Consider the following 18,641-nt stretch of genomic DNA (forward strand, 5'->3'; position numbering starts at 1 on the left):
GCCGTCTCAGACCACGCCCTCTCAGACCACGACGCCCTCCCAGACCACGCCCTCCCAGACCACGTCCTCTCAGACCACGCCCCGGTGCTGGAGGACCCTGAAGGCGACAATGCCGGGTACTACTGGCAGCCAGTAGGTCAGCAGCCGCGAGCTGAGGACGGCGGCGACGGCGTTGGAGGGTGCCACACCGATCGCCGTCAGCCCCGCGATCATCGCGGCCTCGACCGCGCCCAGCCCGCCCGGAGTAGGAGCGAGCTGGCCGAGCGTGGAACCGACCACGAACACGGCAAGCACCGGCACCACGGGGAAGGTCGGGGTGAAGGCCGCGAGGGTTGTCGCAAGGGCCGCTGCCAGGAGCAGCAGGTATCCCACACAGCCCAAGGTAAGCTGCGCCGCCCGGAGCGGACTGCGCAGCAAGGGTGTGAGTTCCTGCCTGATCTCGTGAACCCAGGCGATGCCCGGACGCACAATCCTGCGTCTTCCGAACGGTGAAGCCAGGAAGAGGACGATCGCCAGCAGCAGGGCCGCCGCGCCGGCTGCTACCGGCCAGCTCAGGACCAACCCGACTTGGCCCACGGGAACAGCCCCGCCTATGACAACGAGCCCGAGCACCGTGCCGACGGCACTGACCAGCCCGGTGACAAGCCTGTTGATGCCTATCGCAGCCACGATCTGCGGCCCGCGGAATCCAATCCGTTCGAGATAGACCCAATTGATCCGGTAGAAGCCGATCCCCGCGGCAGTCGTCCGGCCCGTGAAGGCCGCGGCCGCTTGGACCGCGATGGTCTTCCTGATCGGGAGCCTCGGAACGCATGAACCGAGGAGCGAGACAGCGGAGGCCAGAATTGCGAGGAAACCGATGACGACGGTCGCAGCCAGCCACCGGCTGTCTCCCCGTTCCAGCAGCACGAGCACCTGGTCGATGTTGGAGAACTCGGGCAGCAGGAGGTATACGGCCAGGCCGCCCACCAACAGCACGATGATCGTGGACGGTCGGACCGGCAGCCGGAGTGATGGCACCGGCGCCTCGATCTGCTCCGCCAGTCCTTCCCGGAGCCTGGCCAACACACCTGCCCCTGGGGGAAGCTGGCGGCGCAGCCGGCGGTGCAGCACCATTCGCTGAAGGTAGGGGAGCACCTGCAAAAGCGCCGCTCGGGGGAAGGCGCGGAGAATGCTCGCGACGGCGCGGTCCGGGCCGACGACGGCGGCCAGCGAGACCAGCATCTCCGCCGCATCCTGCCGGTAGCCTCCCGCAGGGCCGCCGACGCGGCTGAACGTGAAGCTCGAGATGCGAGGCCGCCCCGCATCGTCAACGATGATGTTCTGCGCGCGCAGGTCGTGGTGGGCGATGGGGACGCTTTCCAGGGCTTTGACATTCGCCCAGATGGCATCGAGCAGGGATTCGCTGATGTCGTTCGCGGAGAGGCTGGAGAGGGGATGGCCGCCGATGGCTCGGGAGATCAGGAACGGGGGCCCGTGTTCGATTTCTCCCGCCAGGACCACCGGTACGGTCCCGACGCCGGCCCGCTCGGCGAGCAGGGTGATGTAGGCCTCGTGTTCCACTTCGTGCAGCGGGGTTGAGAGTCCTGCTCCGTGTTCGACGTCTACCGACGCGAACGCGTTGCTGAGCTTGTGCAGGGGGCCGGCGCGACGGTGGAGTCTGCGCACGGTCTTCATCCGGAACAGCGTTCCGTCCTCAGCGGTGATCTCGTACTCCTGCGGGCTCAAGAGGCCGCGGTGTACGGGGACGATGCGGGCTCCGCTAAGGCCGGCCCGCTCCACCGCCTGCTGGAGCGCCGATTCTGAGGCCCGCCGCCCGGGGGCGCCCATCACGATGTGGAAGAGCTTCCCCATGCCCCAGCCGAGCACGACGCCCGCAAACACCCCGACGGGCAGATTCTGTCCCAGGAAGACATCGGCCGCGGCCACAAGGACCACGAGGATCCAACTCGTATTCCGCGCGACCCGGGTCAGGTAGGGGGTCGAGACCGAGGCGAGGGCTGCGATGACGGCACTGCGTGAATCGGGGAATGCAAAGGCGCCGGCACCGGAGGCGTGGAGGAGCCCGGACTCGACCCCGGGCGGCACCAGCCGTGCCGGAACGGTCCAACTGACGACGACGGCGAGCAGCCAGGCGGCGGCGGCCGCGAAGGCCAGCGATATCCCGAGGCGGATCCGTCCGATGTAGAGGGCAAGTCCGACGGCGGCCACAATCCCGGGCCAAGAGCCCAGCCAGGTCAGGCCCTCCCAGATGGGAGCCGACCAGCTCGGCAGGCGCTGCAGCTGCGATGCGATGGCCGCTTCTACCGGGTTGGTGCCGGGGGCGACGGCGACGAGCCGGCAGGCGAGCACCACGCCGGCAGCCACCGCCATCCTGACGACGTCGGAAGGGTGCCGGCCGATCGAGAGCCTCAGGCGGGCGTAGCGGCTCATGCGCTTGGGGCCGGAAGCATCGTGCCCGGTGTCCGGGCCGCCGTCCTGGCCGGTCCGCTTCGCCGCCATGCTTTGGATACTGCCCCCGTCTCGTGAGCACGTCAACGCTCCAGCGACCAGTCAACGCCACCGTGAGCATGGATACCCCTTGCGGATGGGCTGGTGTTGGTGGGCATCATTGGTCCATGCCGAATCCGACGGGATTCCTCAATGAGGGGCGAGTCAGCGCCGAGGATGGTGCTGTCCGGCGGGTGCTGACGATCTCCGCCAACATGGGCGGCGGCCACAATGCGACGGCGGCCGGGCTGGAGGAGGCCGTCCGGGGACTGTGGCCGGGCAGCGAGATCCGCCGTCTCGACACCCTCGACGATCTCTTGGGGCCGCCGGTCGGTTCGCTCTTCCGGCGGATCTACGTCACGAGCGTCGAGAAGGCGCCGACCCTGTACGAGTTCTTCTATTCGGCGCTCTGGCGGCACCGTTGGTTCGCGCGCGCCTCCAAGGGGTTTACCGGCGTCTGGTGCGGCTCGCGACTGGCACCGCACATCGACGGGTTTGATCCCGACCTGATTCTCTCCACCTATCCTCTGGGCAGCTCCGGTTTGGCCTGGCTTCGCCGCCACCGCGGCCTGAGTGTGCCGTCCGCCGCCTGGATCTCGGACTTCGCCCCGCATCCGTTCTGGGTCTACCGCGACCTCGACGTCAACTTCGTGATGCACGAAGTGGCCGAGCCGCACGCGCGTTCCGCGGATCCCGGTTCGGAGGTCCAGGTCTGCGCCCCTCCCGTGATTTCCGCGTTCAGCCCGGGGGACAAGCACGACGCGCGGCGGCGCCTGGGTCTGGGAAGCGACGCCTTCGTTGTGCTGGTCACCGCGGGCGCCTACGCGTTCGGAGACGTTGTGGCCACGGTGCGTGCCCTGCTGGCTGCCGCGCCCGAGGTGCAGGTGGTCGCGGCGTGCGGTCGCAACGCCGTGACTCTCGCCAGACTGGAAGGACTTGGGATTCCGAGGGAACGCCTCGTGGCGCTGGGGTGGACCTCGGAGATGGAGGACTACGTCCGCTCGGCGGATCTCGTCCTGACCAACGCCGGGGGCGCCTCCGCTCTCGAGGCCCTCGCGTGCGACCGCCCGCTGCTGATGTGCCGCCCGATCGCCGCTCATGGAGCAGCCAACGCCCAGCTCATGGTGGTCAGCGGCTTGGCCGATATCTGCGCGGACGAGGAACGCCTCGTCGACTACATCCGGACCGGTGTTGCGGATCGCGAGACTTTTGAGACTCTCGAGCGCAATGCGTCAAAGCACCGGCAAGAGAGGGATCTGCACTCGGCGCTGACTGGCTTGGTCGAGCCCCGAGCCACGCCGCCCGCAGTGGACAGGCCGTGGCCGCTCCGCCCCGCCGACGCATTCTTCGCCCATGTTGAAACCACCGGTGTGAGGCAGGAGATTGGGGCTGTCCTAGCGCTGGATCCCCTGGAGCCGGGCCGCGCCCTGGACGTCGAGACCCTGCGGAGCGACCTGGGCCCGCGCGCCCGAGGGCTGGCGCCACTGCGTCGCCGTCTGGTGCGTGGACGGAGGGCTGGCTGGCTGCTCGAGGAGTCACTGGACATCAGCAGGCATGTGTCCGAGTGCGTGCTCGCCCCGGGAGCTGGGGACGCCGAGGTCGACGACACCGTCGATCGCTTCTGGTCGGTGCCCCTGCCGGAGGACCGCCCGGGCTGGCAGATGCTGCTGGTGCGCGGTCAACCGGGTGGCAAGGCGGTGTTGGCGGTGAAGATGCACCATGCGCTGGGGGACGGCGTCTCCGCACTGGGGCTGCTCGACCGGCTGCTCGCAGCGGACGGCGGGGATCCACTGCCTGAGCGTGGGGAGGCGGCGAAGCCGTTGGCCGCGCGGCGCTCGGCAGGCCGCTCCCCGACTGGGCAGGGCGGTGACCGGCTTTCTTCCCTGGGCAAGGCGGCGGGCAAGGCCGCTCTGGGGCTGTGGAGCCTCGCTAGCCGCGGCACGGCGCCCCGGCATCCGCTCAACCGGGACGCTGTTTCCAAATCCGAGCGTCAGTTCGTTCCCGTTGCCCTGCCGAGGGACACCCTCCGGGCGGCGGCGCGTTCCCTCCACGCTCAGCCACACGAAGTGGCTCTGTCGGTCATTGCGGACGCGCTGAGCCGGCTGCTGGCGGACCGAGCGCTCCTGCTGGGGGACACTCCCTTGCGGGTGATGGTGCCGATGGCGATGCGCGCGCCCCGACTCGACCGCATTTTCGGCAACTGGACGGGGAGCCTCGCACTGGATCTGCCCATGGGTCCCATGGAGCCGAGCCGACGGGTGGCCGCGGTCCGGAACGGGCTGCGCCGCCAGATCGAGAGAGGCGAGCCGGCCGCGGCTCAACTGGTCATGCAGATCGCCGGCAAGCTGCCTGCGGCGGTGCACGGCGGTTTCGCCCGTCTGGTCTACAACCGGCGGTTCTTCAACTCGATCGTCACCTATATGCCGGGCGCCCGCGGCCCGCGCTGGTGCGGCGGGGCTCGAGTCACAGCGATGTATCCGGTCCTGCCTCTGACCGAGGGAGTCCCCATCACGGTGGGCGCCGTGCTTGCCGCTGACACTGTCGGCGTCGGCGTACTCTCCGACCCTGCCCTCGGGCTGGACAGGGGGCTCGTGCAGGAAGCGCTGAGGGCGGCGCTCGAAGATGCCCTGAACGACGCGGGCTCAACCCACGACGACGTCGGCACCCAAAGTGCCGCGAGTTCGGCGGCGGGCTAAGTGGAGACAGCACAGATCTGGGCGGTGCTTCCGGCCGTCGGCGCGGCAGCTTCCTTCGGCTCGGCCGGGCTGCTGCAGCACCGTGTGAGCCGGCAGGCTCCGCCTTCCGGCCCGCTGCGGCCGCGCCTGCTCTGGGACCTGATCCGGATTTCGGCCTTTCGCTGGGGTGTGCTGCTCGGCGCACTCGGGTTTGCCCTGCAGGCCACGGCATTGTCCTTCGGTCCGCTGAGCCTCGTCCAGCCCATCCTCGCCACAGGCGTGCTCTTCTATCTGGGAATTGCCGCCGCCGTCATGCACCAGGCGCCTGACTGGCGGTTGGTGGGCGCGGCGCTGCTGACCACGGTGGGAATCAGCGGCTTCCTTGTCGCGGCAAAGCCCGTCCAGAGCGGCGGGCATCTGCACGGGCTCATCTGGCCTCTCGGCGCGGCCTTCGCTGCCGCCGTCGTCCTGTGCCTCGTCATCGCTACCAGACTGGCCCACCGATTCAGGGCACTGCCCTTGGCGGTCGCAGCTGCGATCTGCTACGGCGTGACAGCGAGCCTGGTGCGCAGCCTCGTCTCTTCGGTGGACCTGGCAACCCTGTTTGGCCAGTGGCAGCTCTACGCGGTGATCGTCCTCGGCCCTGCTGGCTTCCTGCTGAACCAGAATGCCTTCCAGGAAGGCCGCGTAGGGTCGGTTGCGGTGGCAGTCATCACGGTGGGCGATCCGGTCGTATCGATCATCGCCGGCGCCGTATGGCTCGGAGAACCCCTCGCCGGCGGCCCGGGGCCGACGACTGCGCAGGTGATCTCGCTGCTTGTGATGACAGCCGGAATTGTGCTGCTCGCGCACAGGGCGCAGGCAGTCGGCGAACGCATCCGGGGTGAGCAGGGAGAAGAGTCGGACATGCCGGAGGTGCAGTGAAGCGGCCCGAACGATGCGCCTAGGCGGAAGCAGAGCGCTCGTGACCGGGGCGTCGTCGGGCATCGGCAGGGCTATCGCCCTCGCCCTGAGTGCAGCCGGATGCGAGACCCTGCTCACGGGCCGGGATGGCGAGCGGCTTGCCGAGGTGGCCGCGGAGACCGGCGGGAGAACGGTTCTCGCCGACCTCAGCGAGCGGAACGGACTCTCGCGCGTCATCGAGGCTGCGACCTCCTTCCCGGTGCCGGACCTGTTGATCCACGCTGCCGGGATCGGCCGCTTCGCGAGGGTAGCGGAGCGAGCAGACGCCGCGCTTGACGCCGACGCCGCGGACGACGGCGCGGACGACGGCGGCGCGGGCGACAACAGCGCTATTGACGACGACGGCGCGCTACTCGCGATCAACTATCTCGCGCCCGTCCGGCTGACGCGGGCGTTGCTGCCGGCAATGCTGAGCCGAGGCTCCGGGCGGCTTGTCTTCGTCGGCTCGATCGCGGGCCTGCTCGGCGTAGCGGGGGAGTCGGAGTACGCCGCGTCCAAGGCAGCCCTGGGCACCTTCGCTGCCAGCTTGCAGGCAGAGCTCAGCGGCACCGGAGTCGGGGTGACGACGCTCATTCCCGGAGTGGTGGATACCCCGTTCTTCGAGCGCCGCGGCGTCGCCTACGGGCGGCGCTTCCCCCGGCCGGTGCCAGCCGACCGGGTGGCGACGGCGCTGCTGGGGGCCTTGGAGCGGGAACACGCGCAGGTCGTCGTCCCCGGCTGGCTGCGCGTGCCGATCGCACTGCAGGCCTGCAGCCCCCAGGTCTATGCGCGCTTGGCTGGACGCTGGGGCTGAAGGCCCATCGCTGGCTGCGGGTCGTTAACTGCCGGTCGTTAGCTGCCCGTCGTCACCCGCCCGTCGTCGTCATCCCCGCATGGCGCGCAGGGACTCCCGGAGCGAGCCCATCGTGGCCATTACCGCCGTAGGTTCGTAGCCGCAGTGCGCCATGCAGTTGGCGCACCGGGGATCGCGCCCGCGGCCGTACTTGTCCCAATCCGTCTCTTCGACCAGTTCCTTGTAGGTTGCGGCGTAGCCATCCGACATCAGGTAGCAGGGCTTCTGCCAGCCGAACAGCGAATAGCTGGGGATGCCCCAGGCCGTGCACTGGAAGTCCTGCTTTCCTTCCAGGAAATCGAGGAAGAGCGGCGTGTGATTCAACCGCCAGCGCTTGCGGTTGCCGTTCGCGAAGGCCTTGGAGAACAGGGTCCGAGTTTCCTCCACGACCGGGAAATGCTCCTGATCCGGTGCCTTCTCATAGGCGTAGGCGGGGGAGATCATCATCTGGTCCACTTTGAGGTCATCGTTGAGGAAATTCATCACATCGATGATCGTCTGGGGCGTGTCCGTATTGAAGATGGTCGTGTTGGTCGTGACCCTGAATCCCCGGTCCTGCAGCCATCGGATCGACTCGACGGCCTCATCGAAGACCCCGTCTTGGCACACCGACTTGTCATGCCGCTCGCGGAGCCCATCCAAGTGAATGGTGAACGCGAAATACGGCGAGGGCTTGAAATCGAATTTGTGCCACCACTTGCGCACGAGCAGCGCGTTGGTGCAGAGGTAGACGAACTTCTTCTGCGCGACGAGCTCGTTCACGATGCGGTCGATCTCGGGGTGCATGAGGGGTTCACCCCCGGCGATGGACACCATTGGTGCCCCACATTCCTGGATCGCGCTCACCGCCTGCTCGACGGGCATTCGTCGGCGCAACTGGTCCGCCGGGTGCTGGATCTTTCCGCAGCCGGCGCAGCCCAGATTGCAGGCGAACAACGGCTCGAGCTCCACCAGCAGTGGGAACTTCTTATTGCCTTTGATCTTCTGCGCGGCCAGATAGCCGGCCATCCGCAGATTCTGGCGCAAGGGCACGCTCATGGTGGCGCACCTCCTTCGGTAATGTGAATTGGACGTGTTCTTCTGTGATTCCGTTCTCCAGGACGTCAACAGCGCCAAGGCCGCGTAATCCGGCAATGACTCCATCCACCAATTCCTGGGGCGCGGAAGCTCCCGCCGTGAGTGCAACCACTCCGACCTCGTTGAGCCATTCAAGGTCTATGTCGGCCACATCGTCGATGAGATGTGCCGTGGTGCCAACCCGCTCTGCCTTTTCCACGAGCCGTTGGGAATTCGACGAGTTGGTGGAGCCGACCACGAGGGCAAGCCCAGCGTCCCTGGCGACCTCTGCCAAGGCCAGCTGGCGGTTGGTGGTTGCATAGCAGATGTCATCTGAAGCGGGTTCCCTCAGGTTGGGGAACCGAGCCTGCAGAATGTCGACCAGCTCGGCCACCTCGTCGGCGGCAAGCGTGGTCTGCATGATGTACGAGACCCTGTCGGGATCCGCGACCGCGACGGTGCGAGCATCATTCGGGGTTTCGACGAGCAGCGTGTTCGCGGGGCGCTCACCCATGGTTCCCTCGGCCTCTTCATGGCCGGCATGGCCGAGGAAGATCACGGTGTCTCCCGCGTCCGCGAACCTCCGCACCTCCGTGTGCACCTTCTGAACCAAGGGGCAGGTGGCATCGATGACGTCCAGGTTGCGGCGTTCAGCCTCCGCGCGCACAGCAGGTGAGACCCCGTGGGCCGAGAAGACGACCGTGGCGCCCGAGGGGACCTCGTCGAGCTCGTTGACGAAGACGGCGCCGCGGGACGCGAGGTCCTGCACGACGTGCTTGTTGTGCACAATCTGTTTGCGCACGTAGATCGGGGCACCGCGCTGCTCGAGGGCCAGTTCGACGACGTCGATTGCGCGGACGACGCCCGCGCAGAAGGAACGCGGACCGGCCAGGAGGACCTGACGGGGACCGACTGCCCTGCCCCAGATCTGGAGTGCGGCTCCGACCCGGGGGAGGACGCGAAGGGCGGTGGCCATCCGGCCGACGGTGGCAGGCCGCAGCAGAGGGGTGCCCGCGGGGTCCGCGATGACTCGCACCGCTGCGACCGAGGCGTCCGGGGCAGCCGCGAGCACCTGGGCGGATTCCATGTCGACGCAGATTGCCCCCGTCGCAGCCAGTTCTTCGCGCTCGGGGGAGACCACCACGTGGTCCACACTGACGATGGGCCCGGTGACGACCTGCAGTCCTTGGCGGCGGAGCGTGGCCGCGAGCAGCGGCGCGCTTGGGCACTCGATGGTTCGGTCAGCGCCGCGGACCTCGGTCGCGACGACGACGTCCCCGGGCACGAGGTCCGGGCGCAGGCCTCCGCCGATGCCGGCGACGGCAACCGCAGAGGCACGATGGATCTCCCGGTCGGCCAGGGCCCATGAGGCTGCCTTCCCGCCGATGCCCGTTTGCACGACGTCCCCGCTCCGCACCGTTCGCCTGAGCGCGGCGGCTTCGAGCCGGCTCGGCGCACACAGCATCATCTCTGTCATCGTGCAGACCTCCTCAGGCAACGGCCCAAAGCACTGACCGGAAAGACCAATCGGTACAGGTGGTAGTTGATGTAGAAGTCCCCGGGGAAGCCGGTTCCGGTGAACTGCGGCTCGTCCCAGCCGCCGTCCGGGCGCTGATGGCCCACGAGCCAGTCCACCCCGCGGCGAGCCGCGTCGCCGTCTGCCTCGTCTGCAGCATGCAGGGCCAGCAGCGCCCACGCCGTCTGCGACGCCGTCGACTCCCCGCGCCCGGCCCAGCCCGCGTCCTCGTAGGAGCGGAGATCCTCGCCCCAGCCGCCGTCGTCGTTCTGCTGCGCGCAGAGCCACTGCACCGCCCTGCGGACCGGGCCCCTGTCCCGCGGAAGGCCGGCCAACGTCAGGGCCGGGACCACAGCCCCTGTGCCATAGACATAATTGGCGCCCCAACGGCCGAACCAAGAGCCATCGGCTTCCTGATGATCGAGCAGCCAGCGCACCCCGCGCTCGAGCGCCGGGCCTTCCTCGCCGCGCCGCGCCAGCATTTCGACGACGTGCGCTGTGACGTCCGCGCTCGGAGGGTCGATAACCGCCCCGAAGTCGCAGAAGGGCAGCTGATAGGCCAACTCCCGGGTGTTGTCGGCGTCGAAGGCCGCCCATCCGCCGTCCCGGCTCTGCATCCCAAGGATCCAGTCCCGGCCCCGCGAGGCGGCGCTTCCGCGCTCCGGTGTGGGCTGGGTGCAGTCGAGGCCCATGATGACCTCGGCCGCGTCGTCGATGTCCGGGTAGCCGTCATTGTCGAATTCGAAGGCCCACCCGCCTGGGGGAACATCGGGACGGCGGAGGGACCAGTCTCCGCGGACCCGGATCTCCTCCGCGCAGATCCAGTCGGCGGCTCGCTCGAGAGAAGGGTGTCCCGGCGGAAGGCCGGCATCGGCCAGTGCGGTGAGCGCCAAGGCGGTGTCCCAGACGGGGGACTGGCAGGCCTCAATTCTGCGCACCATGCCGGCCTCGGTCTCTTCCGTGATGGTGAACCGCTCCCAGCCGGCCAGTCCCTTCGCCAGAACCGGATGGTCCAGCGCGTACCCGAAGGCGTGCAGCGCCATGAGGGAGTAGACCCACGGCGGCTGGATTCCACCCCACGAACCGTCCGCCTCCTGGCGTTCGACGATCCACTCGACGGTGCGGCGCAGCGCCGTCGCCCGCATTCCGCGCCCGGGGAAGTTCTCGTGGCGTTGCCGCGTCGTTTCGTAGCGGTGCAGCACCGTGTCGAGCAGGCCGAAGGCGCGCGCCGCGGGGGAGGCAGCCGGTCCTGCAGGCTCGGGGGCCCGCTCGCGAGCAGGGTCGGCGCGCAACTCATCGAGGCCGAAGCCCAGCTCGGCCCGTGGGCGCAAGGCAGCCAGAACGGTCAGCGGGGCGATCGTCTGGCGGGCCCAGCACGCAAAGTCATACAGGTTCAGCGGGAATTGCGGCGGCAGGAAGATCAGCTCCGGCGGCAGCGCTGGCACCTCATCCCAGCTCCACACCCCGAAGAGGGCCAGCCAGATGCGGGTGAAGACCCGCGTCTGCTCGAGTCCGCCATGCTCGAGGACGACGGCGCGGGCCCGCCGCATGTGCGGCTCCTCCGGCGCGTCTCCCGCGAGTCGCAGCGCGACGTAGGCTTCCGCCGTCGTCGATGGATCGGGCGGCCCGCCGTAGAAGTTGGCCCACGAGCCGTCGGCGCGCTGCTGGCTGCGGATCCACCGGGCAGACTGCGCCGTCTGCTCCGCTGTCCGCACACCGAGGAACTGCCGCATCAGCAGGTCTTCGGCGTCCATCGTCACATTCGTTTCGAGCTCGCCCTGCCACCAGCCGCCATCGTGCTGGAGGCCCAGGAGGTGTTGGACTGCGGCGTCGAGGCAGGCCTGAGCGGCTGCGGAGTCTGCCAGTTCGGGTGCCTGGCGCAAAGTACTAGCAGACACGTTTCCATCGATCGTCGTCATCGGTTCGGCTGCCCCTCTCCCATGCCCGGCTATCCTCAGCGGTCCCGGTGGCTGAGCTGCCGGGCCAGCGTGGTGAAGTCTTCCGCAATCGGCCCCGGGAGGAGCAGGGAGTCGATCCTCGCCAAGGCCGCCTCAAGCTCCTCGTCGGCGCGCTGCTCCGTCCAGTCCTTCCCGCCGGCCTCCGAGACCAGCTCTGCCGCCTCGTGCAACTGCGCCTCGTTCAGCTCGTCAGGCTGCGCATAGAGCACGGCCAGACGGTCTCCGGCGGGAGTGCCAGAAGCCAGCGCGTACACCACCGGCACCGACTTCTTCCGGGACCGGAGGTCGGACAGGACGGGCTTTCCTGTCCGTTCGGGGTTGCCCCAGATTCCCAGGATGTCGTCGGCCAGCTGGAATGCCAGGCCCAAATGCTCGCCGAACTCGGCCAAGCCCAAGGCCAGTTCCGCGGGCGCGTCGGCGAGGACGGCGCCGAGCGACGCCGAGCAGGCCATGAGCGCGCCAGTCTTGTCGGCAGCCATCTTGAGGCATTCGGCGAGACTGACCTGATCCTGGGTCTCGAAGGCGAGATCTGCGGCCTGCCCGGCTATGAGGCGGCGGGTGCTCGCCGTGAGGCACCGAACGGCCCAGTCCTTGGTCGCCGAGGGCGCCTCGGCCAGCACCTCGCTTGCAAGCGAGCAGAGCGCGTCTCCGGCAAGGATCGCCGCTGGGACGCCGAACTGGGCCCAGGCCGTCGTCCGGTGCCGGCGCTCGGTGTCGTGGTCCATCACGTCGTCGTGCAGGAGGGAGAAATTGTGGATCAGCTCGCACGCGACAGCGGCCGGGATGCCAATTTCGTCGCCCGCGCCCGCGGCCCAGGCCGAGAGCAGCGCGAGGGCGGGCCGGATTCCCTTTCCCGTACCCGAGATCGGGCTCGCATCGCTGTCCCAGAAGCCCAGGTGGTAGCCGCAGACGTGCCGTGTCGCGGGATCCAGACGGTCCAGTGCGGAGCGGAGCGGTGCGTCGATCCGCCGCTGCCCTTCGGCGAGGATGCTCACGGTCGCGGTCATGCAATCACTTCCCTTGTCTGTGCTTGGGGCTTGAACGAGGTAGCGAGCGTTTCGACGGCGGCCAGTCCGCTGCGGACGGCGCCCTCCATCGTGTCCGGCCAGCCGGTTGCGGTCCATGCGCCGGCCAGCGCGAGAGAAGGCCAGCGCGTGGCGGCCGGCGGTCGAAGGGCGCCGGTTCCGGCTCCTTGGCGGAACGTGGCCCTCGGTTCACGGGTCACGAAAGAGTCGACCACGGAGGCATTGCGTGCGGCCGGGAAGACCGCAGCCAGCGCGGAGAGATGGCGGGTGCGAATCTCCTCCGTGGGCGTCCCGATGAGCTCCTGGGCGGCGGAAAGCGAGGAAACGAGGTACTGCCCATGAGCGGCGCCCGCGGCTTCGGTCCGGTCGAATACCCACCAGCTGCCGGAGCCCAGCACAGCGGCGAAGGGGAGGGCGGTCACCGGGCGGTCGTAGAGGACGTGGACATTGACGATGGCGGCGTCCCCCAGCTCATTCCAGCGCTGATCCGGCACCGCCGCAGCCGGGGCCAGACGCGCCGCGGCGGCGTGTGGGACGGCCAGCACCACGGCGTCCGCGTCGACTTCCCCTGTGTCGGTCCGTACGGTGAGGCCGGGGCCGGACTCGCTGATGCCGCGCACTCGCTCCCCGGTGTGCAGGCCGATGCCGAGCCGCGCGAACGTCTGCCGTGCGGGCGCGTCGTGCAGCCTGGACAGGGGGACCCGGGGCACCCCGATGTCCCCGGCCCGGACGTCGTCGAGGAGCCCGGTCCGGAACACTCGGGCCGCGAGCGCGAGCGAGGCCTGCTCAGGGACGATGTTCAAAGCGGCGATGCACAGGAGTCCCCAGAGCCGGTCGACGGCGGCAGGCGTCTGGCCGTGGCGGCGCAGCCAGGCGCCGAAGGTGATTGCGTCGCTCGCCGGATCATCGGGGTCGACGCCGCGGAGTGCGCTGGCGGCGAGCACAGCCCGGATCCGGTCTGCCGTGGGCAGAGCGCGGTAGCCGGCAAGCGCGGGAAGGAGATGGAGCGGGGCGGGTCCGTGGAGGCCGCGGCGCAGCCGGGTCGGGCGGTGATGGGGCGAGATCACCGGAACGTCGAGGCGGTCCTGGATGGCGATGTCGTCCGAGGCCCCCAGCCGGGCCAGGAGCTCTTGGTACCGGCTGTAACAGCGCAACAGCACGTGCTGTCCGGTATCCGCCGTCAGGCTATCCCTCTGGAAGGAGTAGGTGGCGCCGCCCAGCCGTGGGCGCGCCTCGAGCAGCGTGACCCGAGTGCCCCGCTGGGCCAATCCGATCGCTGCGGTTATACCGGCTAGGCCGCCTCCCACCACCAGTGCACTGTTCGGCCCGCTCATGCCCGCCCCCTCACTATGGCACGGAGCGCCACCCGCAGCTTTGACGACGTCGGCAACGAGAGTCGCTGCCCGCGCACGACTTCGGGGTCAACGGCTATTCGATCGAGCAGCTGTCGGTAGATCCCCGCCATCGCGGCGGTACAGGCAGCGCTTCGGTGATCCAGGAGCGGGAGCAGCGTCAGGCCATCTGCGTACCAGGCTTTGGCCCGTGCCGCCTCGAACCGGACCAGAGCCGCAAACCTTTCCGGTGGGTCCGCGAGGTTGCCCTCGCTGTCGAGCTCGAGGGTGCAGCCGAAACGATCGAGGTCCTCGCGGGGCAGGTACACCCGTCCCACCTGACGGTCCTCGCGGAGGTCTCGCAGTATGTTCGTGAGCTGGAGCGCGACGCCGAGGGCATCAGCGAGCGGCCGGGCTCGTTCGGGCTCGGCGGGGCCATAGACGCCCAAGGAGAGCCGACCTATGGACCCCGCCACGCAACGGCAGTAATGCACCAGTTGCTCGAAGCTCTCGTACTGCCGGCCCTCAACGTCCGCACGGCAACCCTCGATGAGTTCATCGAAGGCCTCCAAAGCGATCGGGAGCCGGGCAGCGGCGTCGGCCAAGGCCACCAGGACGGGGTCATCCTGTGCCGCTGACACACCGTCCCGGATCAGGTCCTGCAGGCTCTCGGACGTGGCAGAAAGGGCCAGGAGCTTTTGGTCGGTCGGCATCGTACCGTCCCCGATGTCGTCGATCCGCCGGGCGAGGGCGTAGATCGCGCACATCGCCTGGCGTTTGACGGGGGGCAGCAGGCGGATCCCGTAGGAGAAGTTCCTCGCTTCCCGGCGGGTGATCTCGGCGCACGTGGCGTAGGCGGCTTCAACGCTCATCCGGGCCACCTGACGGTCGCCTCCAGCCAAGCCCTCGCGACGTCCCGCCCGGATGGCTTCTGGGTGAGCATTGGGTCGTGTCCGCTGCGCCGCAACAGCGAGGCGGCCGCCCTCCCGCCTGCGATGTATCCGGAGACGGCCAGCCGCGGCCACCCTCTGAGCGTCGAGACCAGCGGTGCGCCGGCGTCGAGCCACGCCAGCGCCCTGTCGGTCTCGAAGGCGATGAGGGATCGGAGCTCCTCGGTGGCCACCGGGGAGTCCAGAAGGGTTTCCGCGACCTTGAACCGCCGGAGGTCGCACTGCGGCACGTAGATCCGTCCGCGGCTGTAGTCCTCGCCCACGTCCTGCCAGTGTTCCAGCAGCTGGAGGGCAGTGCAGATCCTGTCCGAGAACGCGATGCGGTCCGGGGTCGCGCAGCCAAAGATGTGCAGGACGATTTCTCCGACCGGGTTGGCGGACAGCCGGCAGTATCCGAGAAGGTCATCGAACGTCTCGTAGCGGGCCACCCGCTGGTCGACGAGGTTGGCCTCGACGAGCCGGAGCCATACTTCGACCGGCGGCTCTGCCCGGGCGACGAGGCCGCCAAGGCCCGACACGACCTCGTCCTGAGCGCGGCCGGTCTCGTACAGCAGGCGGATCTGGGCTCCCACCCGTTCCAGCTGAGCGGTCCTGTCACCGGGCGCCTCGTCCCCGAGGTCGTCAACGTAGCGGGCGAATCGGTAGGCCGCGATCAGATCGGCGCGGACGGGCTTGGGCAGCACAGCCAGCGCCACGGGGAAGTTCTCGCCCGCCATAGCGTCCGCCGTTCCTGCCCGCTCAGCGCTCGCCGTCGTCGACCGCAACCGGTCCTCCTTTCGCCTTCTGCTCACGCCATCACCGCGGCCCGCTCTTGGAATGCAGCCGCGTCAGCACCGGCCGGTCGATCTGGGCGCGGATGGCGCCGGCGATCCCGGAGGCGTCCAGTCCGTAGCGGGCCAGCAGCTCAGTGCGGCTGCCGTGCGGGATATACGCGGTGGGCAGGCCGAGGTTCACCACGGTCGTGTCGGCGCCCGTGGCCGCGAGTGCCTGAGCGAGCTGGCTGCCGACTCCGCCTGTGCGCACCCCGTCCTCCACGGTGACGGTCACGGGGTAGCTCGCGGCGAGGCCGACCAGCGGCTCGGGGACCGGCAGCACCCAGCGCGGGTCCACGACCGTGCATTCGATGCCCTCCGCGGCGAGAGCCTCGGCCGCGCCCAATGCGGCCACGGACGTCGCGCCGACGGCGACCACGAGGACGCCGGCCCGGTCCGCGGTCCGCAGGATGTCGACGCCGTCGTGGTGGCCGATAGCCGGGATCGCGGGCCCGAGGTTGCTCTTGGGGAAGCGCAGAGCTGTCGGCCCTCGCTGGTCCGCGACCGCTTCTCGGAGTTCTTCGGCCAAGGATTTCGCGTCCCGGGGGGCGGCGACCCTCATGCCCGGGATATTTCCGAGCATGGCCAAGTCCCAGATGCCGTGATGGCTCGGACCGTCCGGCCCCGTGATGCCAGCGCGGTCGAGGCTCAGGGTGACCGGAAGCCGGTGAAGGCCCACGTCGAGCAGGAGCTGGTCGAAGGCGCGGCCAGCAAAGGTCGCGTAGAGGGCTACGACCGGATGGGCTCCGCCCATGGCCAGGCCGGCTGCTGAAGTGATCGCGTGCTGCTCCGCGATGCCCACGTCGAAACATCTTCCGGGGAAGCGATCCGCGAAGGGCTGCAGTCCGGTCGGCCCGAGCATCGCCGCACTGATCCCGACCAGCTCCGGATAGCGTGACCCAGCCTCGAGCATCGCTTCCGCGAAGGCGTCGGTCCAAGTCGTTGCCCCCGTCAGGGTCGTCTGTGAGCTCTGCGGCGGCCGCCCAGTCGCGACGTCGAGCACGCCGACGCTGTGAAGCCGATCGGCCTCGTCGTTCTCCGCCGGTGCGTAGCCTCTGCCCTTCTCGGTGAGGCAGTGCACCAGCACAGGGGACCGACGCCCCGCGGCGTGGGCCAAAGCGCTCTCCAAGGCGGTCAGGTCGTGCCCGGGCACGGGGCCGAGGTATTCGAATCCCAATTGAGTGAAGATGGATTCCGCGAAATCGGGCTCCCGAGTGCCTCCTTGCGCTCCGGCACGCCCCAGCATGTCGACGACGGCGGAATAGCCTGCGCGGTCGTGGAGCCGGTGCAGATGGCGGGGCAGGCCTCCCGCTGTGGGGGAGTACGAGCGTCCGTTGTCATTGAGCACGACGATCACCGGACGCTTCGAAACACCCAGATTGTTCAGCGCCTCCCAGGCAAGGCCTCCCGTTAGCGCGCCGTCACCGACGACCGCCACCACCGTGCGGTTGCTCCCGGAGAGCTCGAAGGCCTTGCTCAGGCCATCGGCATAGGAGAGGGCCGTCGAAGCGTGGGAATTCTCCACCAGATCGTGCTTGGATTCGCTCCTGTTCGGGTAACCAGACAGCCCACCGGCGGTGCGCAGCCTGCTGAAGCCGTTTCTCCGTCCGGTCAGGAGCTTGTGGACGTACGCCTGGTGTCCGGTGTCGAAGATGATGGGGGTGAAGGGTGACTGGAATACCCGGTGCAAGGCCATCGTGACCTCGACGACGCCGAGATTCGGGCCGAGGTGGCCCCCCGTTGCGCAGACAGATTCCACCAGGAACTGCCGGATCTCCCGGGCAAGCGCGGCGAGTTCGGCTGCCGTGCATGAGCGGAGTGCGGCGGGTCCGTCAAGCTCATCGAGCATGCTCATCATGAACCTCCGTTGGCCATGCAAGGGCGGCTTCTGCTTAGCCGCACAATGTCCGGGCTTCCCAACGGGCCGTGAATATATCGCGTTGCGAGGCTCCGTGTGGTGAGTCTAAGCCGAGGGCGAGCCCTCTGTGTAGAGTCCCGGCAGGCGTTGGAGGAAGTCAGCCGAAAGCTGCTGGAGAAAATCCTCGGAAATATGGAGCATGGACGCTGCCCGTTGGAGCTCATCAAGATGGGCCCGGCTGAGGCGTTCTAGCATGGCCCCCGCTTCCGGAGTCAGGCTGAGTCGCACCACTCGTGCGTCTCGGGGATCCCGGTGGCGTTCGAGCAGGTGGGTGGACTCTGCTCGCCGGACCAGGCCGACGGCGCTGTGGTGGCGGATCCGCAGGGCGGCGGCGACGTCGCGCACGCTCGCGCCGCCCTTGTACGTCCGCACCACCAGCAGCAGTTGGTGCTGTTGGGCGGTCAATCCGGCCTTGACAGCCTCCTGTTCGCTCCACACGATGAAGGCGCGCAAAGCGTTCCGAAACGTCAGTAGCAGGCTGTATTCGGCGTCGGTCAGATCCGACATACGCACATGATACGCGCCGGGCCGCTCATGCTCCTGGGCAGGCATCGGGCTAGCTCGCATGCCTGCGGGAGATGCGCACCATGTCTTGGCGGGGGACGACTTTGACGCGTTCGCGCTGGACCACGGTGCCGTGTTCGGCGGACTCGGCGGTGAACTTCTCCCCGAGGGAGCGCTCGTGGGCGTCGAGCTCGTTCCAGCCCTCCCATGTGGTGTACTCGACGCCGCGCTCCTCGAGCAGGGCGATGATGGCGTGCTCGTCGGGCTCCTGCGCCGGGGGGAGCGAGTCCCGGTCCTCGAGCAGGCGCCCGATCGTCTCGGCCGCGTCGCCTTTGGTCTGGCCGATCAGGCCCACGGGGCCGCGCTTGATCCACCCCGTCGTGTACACCCCGGGGACGGGGTTGCCCTCCGCGTCCAGGACCCGGCCCCCGTCGTTGGGGATCACGCCCCGGTGCACGTCGTACTCGAGCTCGGCCAGCTCCGAGCCGTGGTAGCCGATCGCCCGGTACACGGCCTGGACCGGGTAGTCCTCGAACTCCCCCGTGCCCCGGACATTGCCCGTCCCGTCCAGCTCCATCCGCTCGAACCGGATCCCCGCGACCCTCCCCGGG

Annotated in this window: 13 protein-coding genes and 1 pseudogene; 3 read left to right on the forward strand and 11 right to left on the reverse strand. The window is 68.8% G+C overall.

Annotation, left to right across the window (positions count from 1 at the left end; genetic code table 11):
• Positions 1 to 69: 69 nt before the first annotated feature.
• A complete protein-coding gene (locus LK10_RS18300) occupies positions 70 to 2,502 on the reverse strand; it encodes a lysylphosphatidylglycerol synthase transmembrane domain-containing protein (protein WP_043126948.1) in 2,433 nt (810 codons plus the stop codon).
• 116 nt (positions 2,503 to 2,618) lie between these two features.
• Here LK10_RS18300 and LK10_RS18305 point away from each other — a divergent pair, with 116 nt between their 5' ends.
• Genes LK10_RS18305 through LK10_RS18315 form a run of 3 tightly spaced genes read left to right on the forward strand, consistent with a single transcriptional unit; the run spans position 2,619 to position 6,921 of the window.
• A complete protein-coding gene (locus LK10_RS18305) occupies positions 2,619 to 5,186 on the forward strand; it encodes a wax ester/triacylglycerol synthase domain-containing protein (RefSeq protein WP_052207563.1) in 2,568 nt (855 codons plus the stop codon).
• Positions 5,187 to 6,089 (forward strand): DMT family transporter, encoded by a 903-nt coding sequence (locus tag LK10_RS18310; protein WP_052207564.1) that lies wholly within the window; start codon positions 5,187 to 5,189, stop codon positions 6,087 to 6,089.
• Positions 6,090 to 6,129: 40 nt separating this feature from the next.
• On the forward strand, positions 6,130 to 6,921 hold the full coding sequence (locus LK10_RS18315; protein ID WP_197061991.1) for an SDR family NAD(P)-dependent oxidoreductase: 792 nt from the start codon (positions 6,130 to 6,132) through the stop codon (positions 6,919 to 6,921).
• A 69-nt stretch (positions 6,922 to 6,990) separates the two neighbouring features.
• On the opposite strand, the gene hpnH is transcribed toward LK10_RS18315, so the two are convergent.
• From hpnH to LK10_RS22440, 10 genes and pseudogenes are all read right to left on the reverse strand, one after another.
• The gene (gene hpnH, locus LK10_RS18320) at positions 6,991 to 7,998 is read right to left on the reverse strand and encodes an adenosyl-hopene transferase HpnH (protein ID WP_043126954.1); all 1,008 of its coding nucleotides are present in this window, start codon (positions 7,996 to 7,998) and stop codon (positions 6,991 to 6,993) included.
• A complete protein-coding gene (gene ispH / locus LK10_RS18325; RefSeq protein ID WP_081998672.1) occupies positions 7,928 to 9,493 on the reverse strand; it encodes a 4-hydroxy-3-methylbut-2-enyl diphosphate reductase in 1,566 nt (521 codons plus the stop codon). Before ispH ends, hpnH begins: the two co-directional genes overlap by 71 nt.
• Positions 9,490 to 11,415, reverse strand: coding sequence for a squalene--hopene cyclase (gene shc, locus LK10_RS18330; RefSeq protein ID WP_043126955.1), 1,926 nt, complete (start codon positions 11,413 to 11,415; stop codon positions 9,490 to 9,492). Before shc ends, ispH begins: the two co-directional genes overlap by 4 nt.
• 71 nt (positions 11,416 to 11,486) lie before the next feature.
• On the reverse strand, positions 11,487 to 12,497 hold the full coding sequence (locus tag LK10_RS18335; protein ID WP_043126958.1) for a polyprenyl synthetase family protein: 1,011 nt from the start codon (positions 12,495 to 12,497) through the stop codon (positions 11,487 to 11,489).
• On the reverse strand, positions 12,494 to 13,849 hold the full coding sequence (hpnE, locus tag LK10_RS18340) for a hydroxysqualene dehydroxylase HpnE (RefSeq protein WP_043126961.1): 1,356 nt from the start codon (positions 13,847 to 13,849) through the stop codon (positions 12,494 to 12,496). The genes LK10_RS18335 and hpnE overlap by 4 nt, the downstream gene beginning before the upstream one ends.
• Positions 13,846 to 14,718 (reverse strand): presqualene diphosphate synthase HpnD, encoded by an 873-nt coding sequence (gene hpnD, locus LK10_RS18345; RefSeq protein WP_043127000.1) that lies wholly within the window; start codon positions 14,716 to 14,718, stop codon positions 13,846 to 13,848. Before hpnD ends, hpnE begins: the two co-directional genes overlap by 4 nt.
• Positions 14,715 to 15,560 (reverse strand): squalene/phytoene synthase family protein, encoded by an 846-nt coding sequence (locus LK10_RS18350; protein WP_197061992.1) that lies wholly within the window; start codon positions 15,558 to 15,560, stop codon positions 14,715 to 14,717. Before LK10_RS18350 ends, hpnD begins: the two co-directional genes overlap by 4 nt.
• A gap of 31 nt (positions 15,561 to 15,591) precedes the next feature.
• On the reverse strand, positions 15,592 to 17,463 hold the full coding sequence (gene dxs, locus LK10_RS18355) for a 1-deoxy-D-xylulose-5-phosphate synthase (RefSeq protein WP_197061993.1): 1,872 nt from the start codon (positions 17,461 to 17,463) through the stop codon (positions 15,592 to 15,594).
• A 108-nt stretch (positions 17,464 to 17,571) separates the two neighbouring features.
• Entirely contained in the window at positions 17,572 to 18,033 is a 462-nt protein-coding gene (locus tag LK10_RS18360; RefSeq protein ID WP_052207566.1) for a MarR family winged helix-turn-helix transcriptional regulator, read from the reverse strand.
• Between the two features lie 49 nt (positions 18,034 to 18,082).
• A pseudogene (locus LK10_RS22440) lies at positions 18,083 to 18,641 on the reverse strand (pyridine nucleotide-disulfide oxidoreductase); the annotation flags it as partial.

The sequence above is a fragment of the Sinomonas humi genome (assembly GCF_000802235.1).
Taxonomy (GTDB): Bacteria; Actinomycetota; Actinomycetes; order Actinomycetales; family Micrococcaceae; genus Sinomonas; species Sinomonas humi.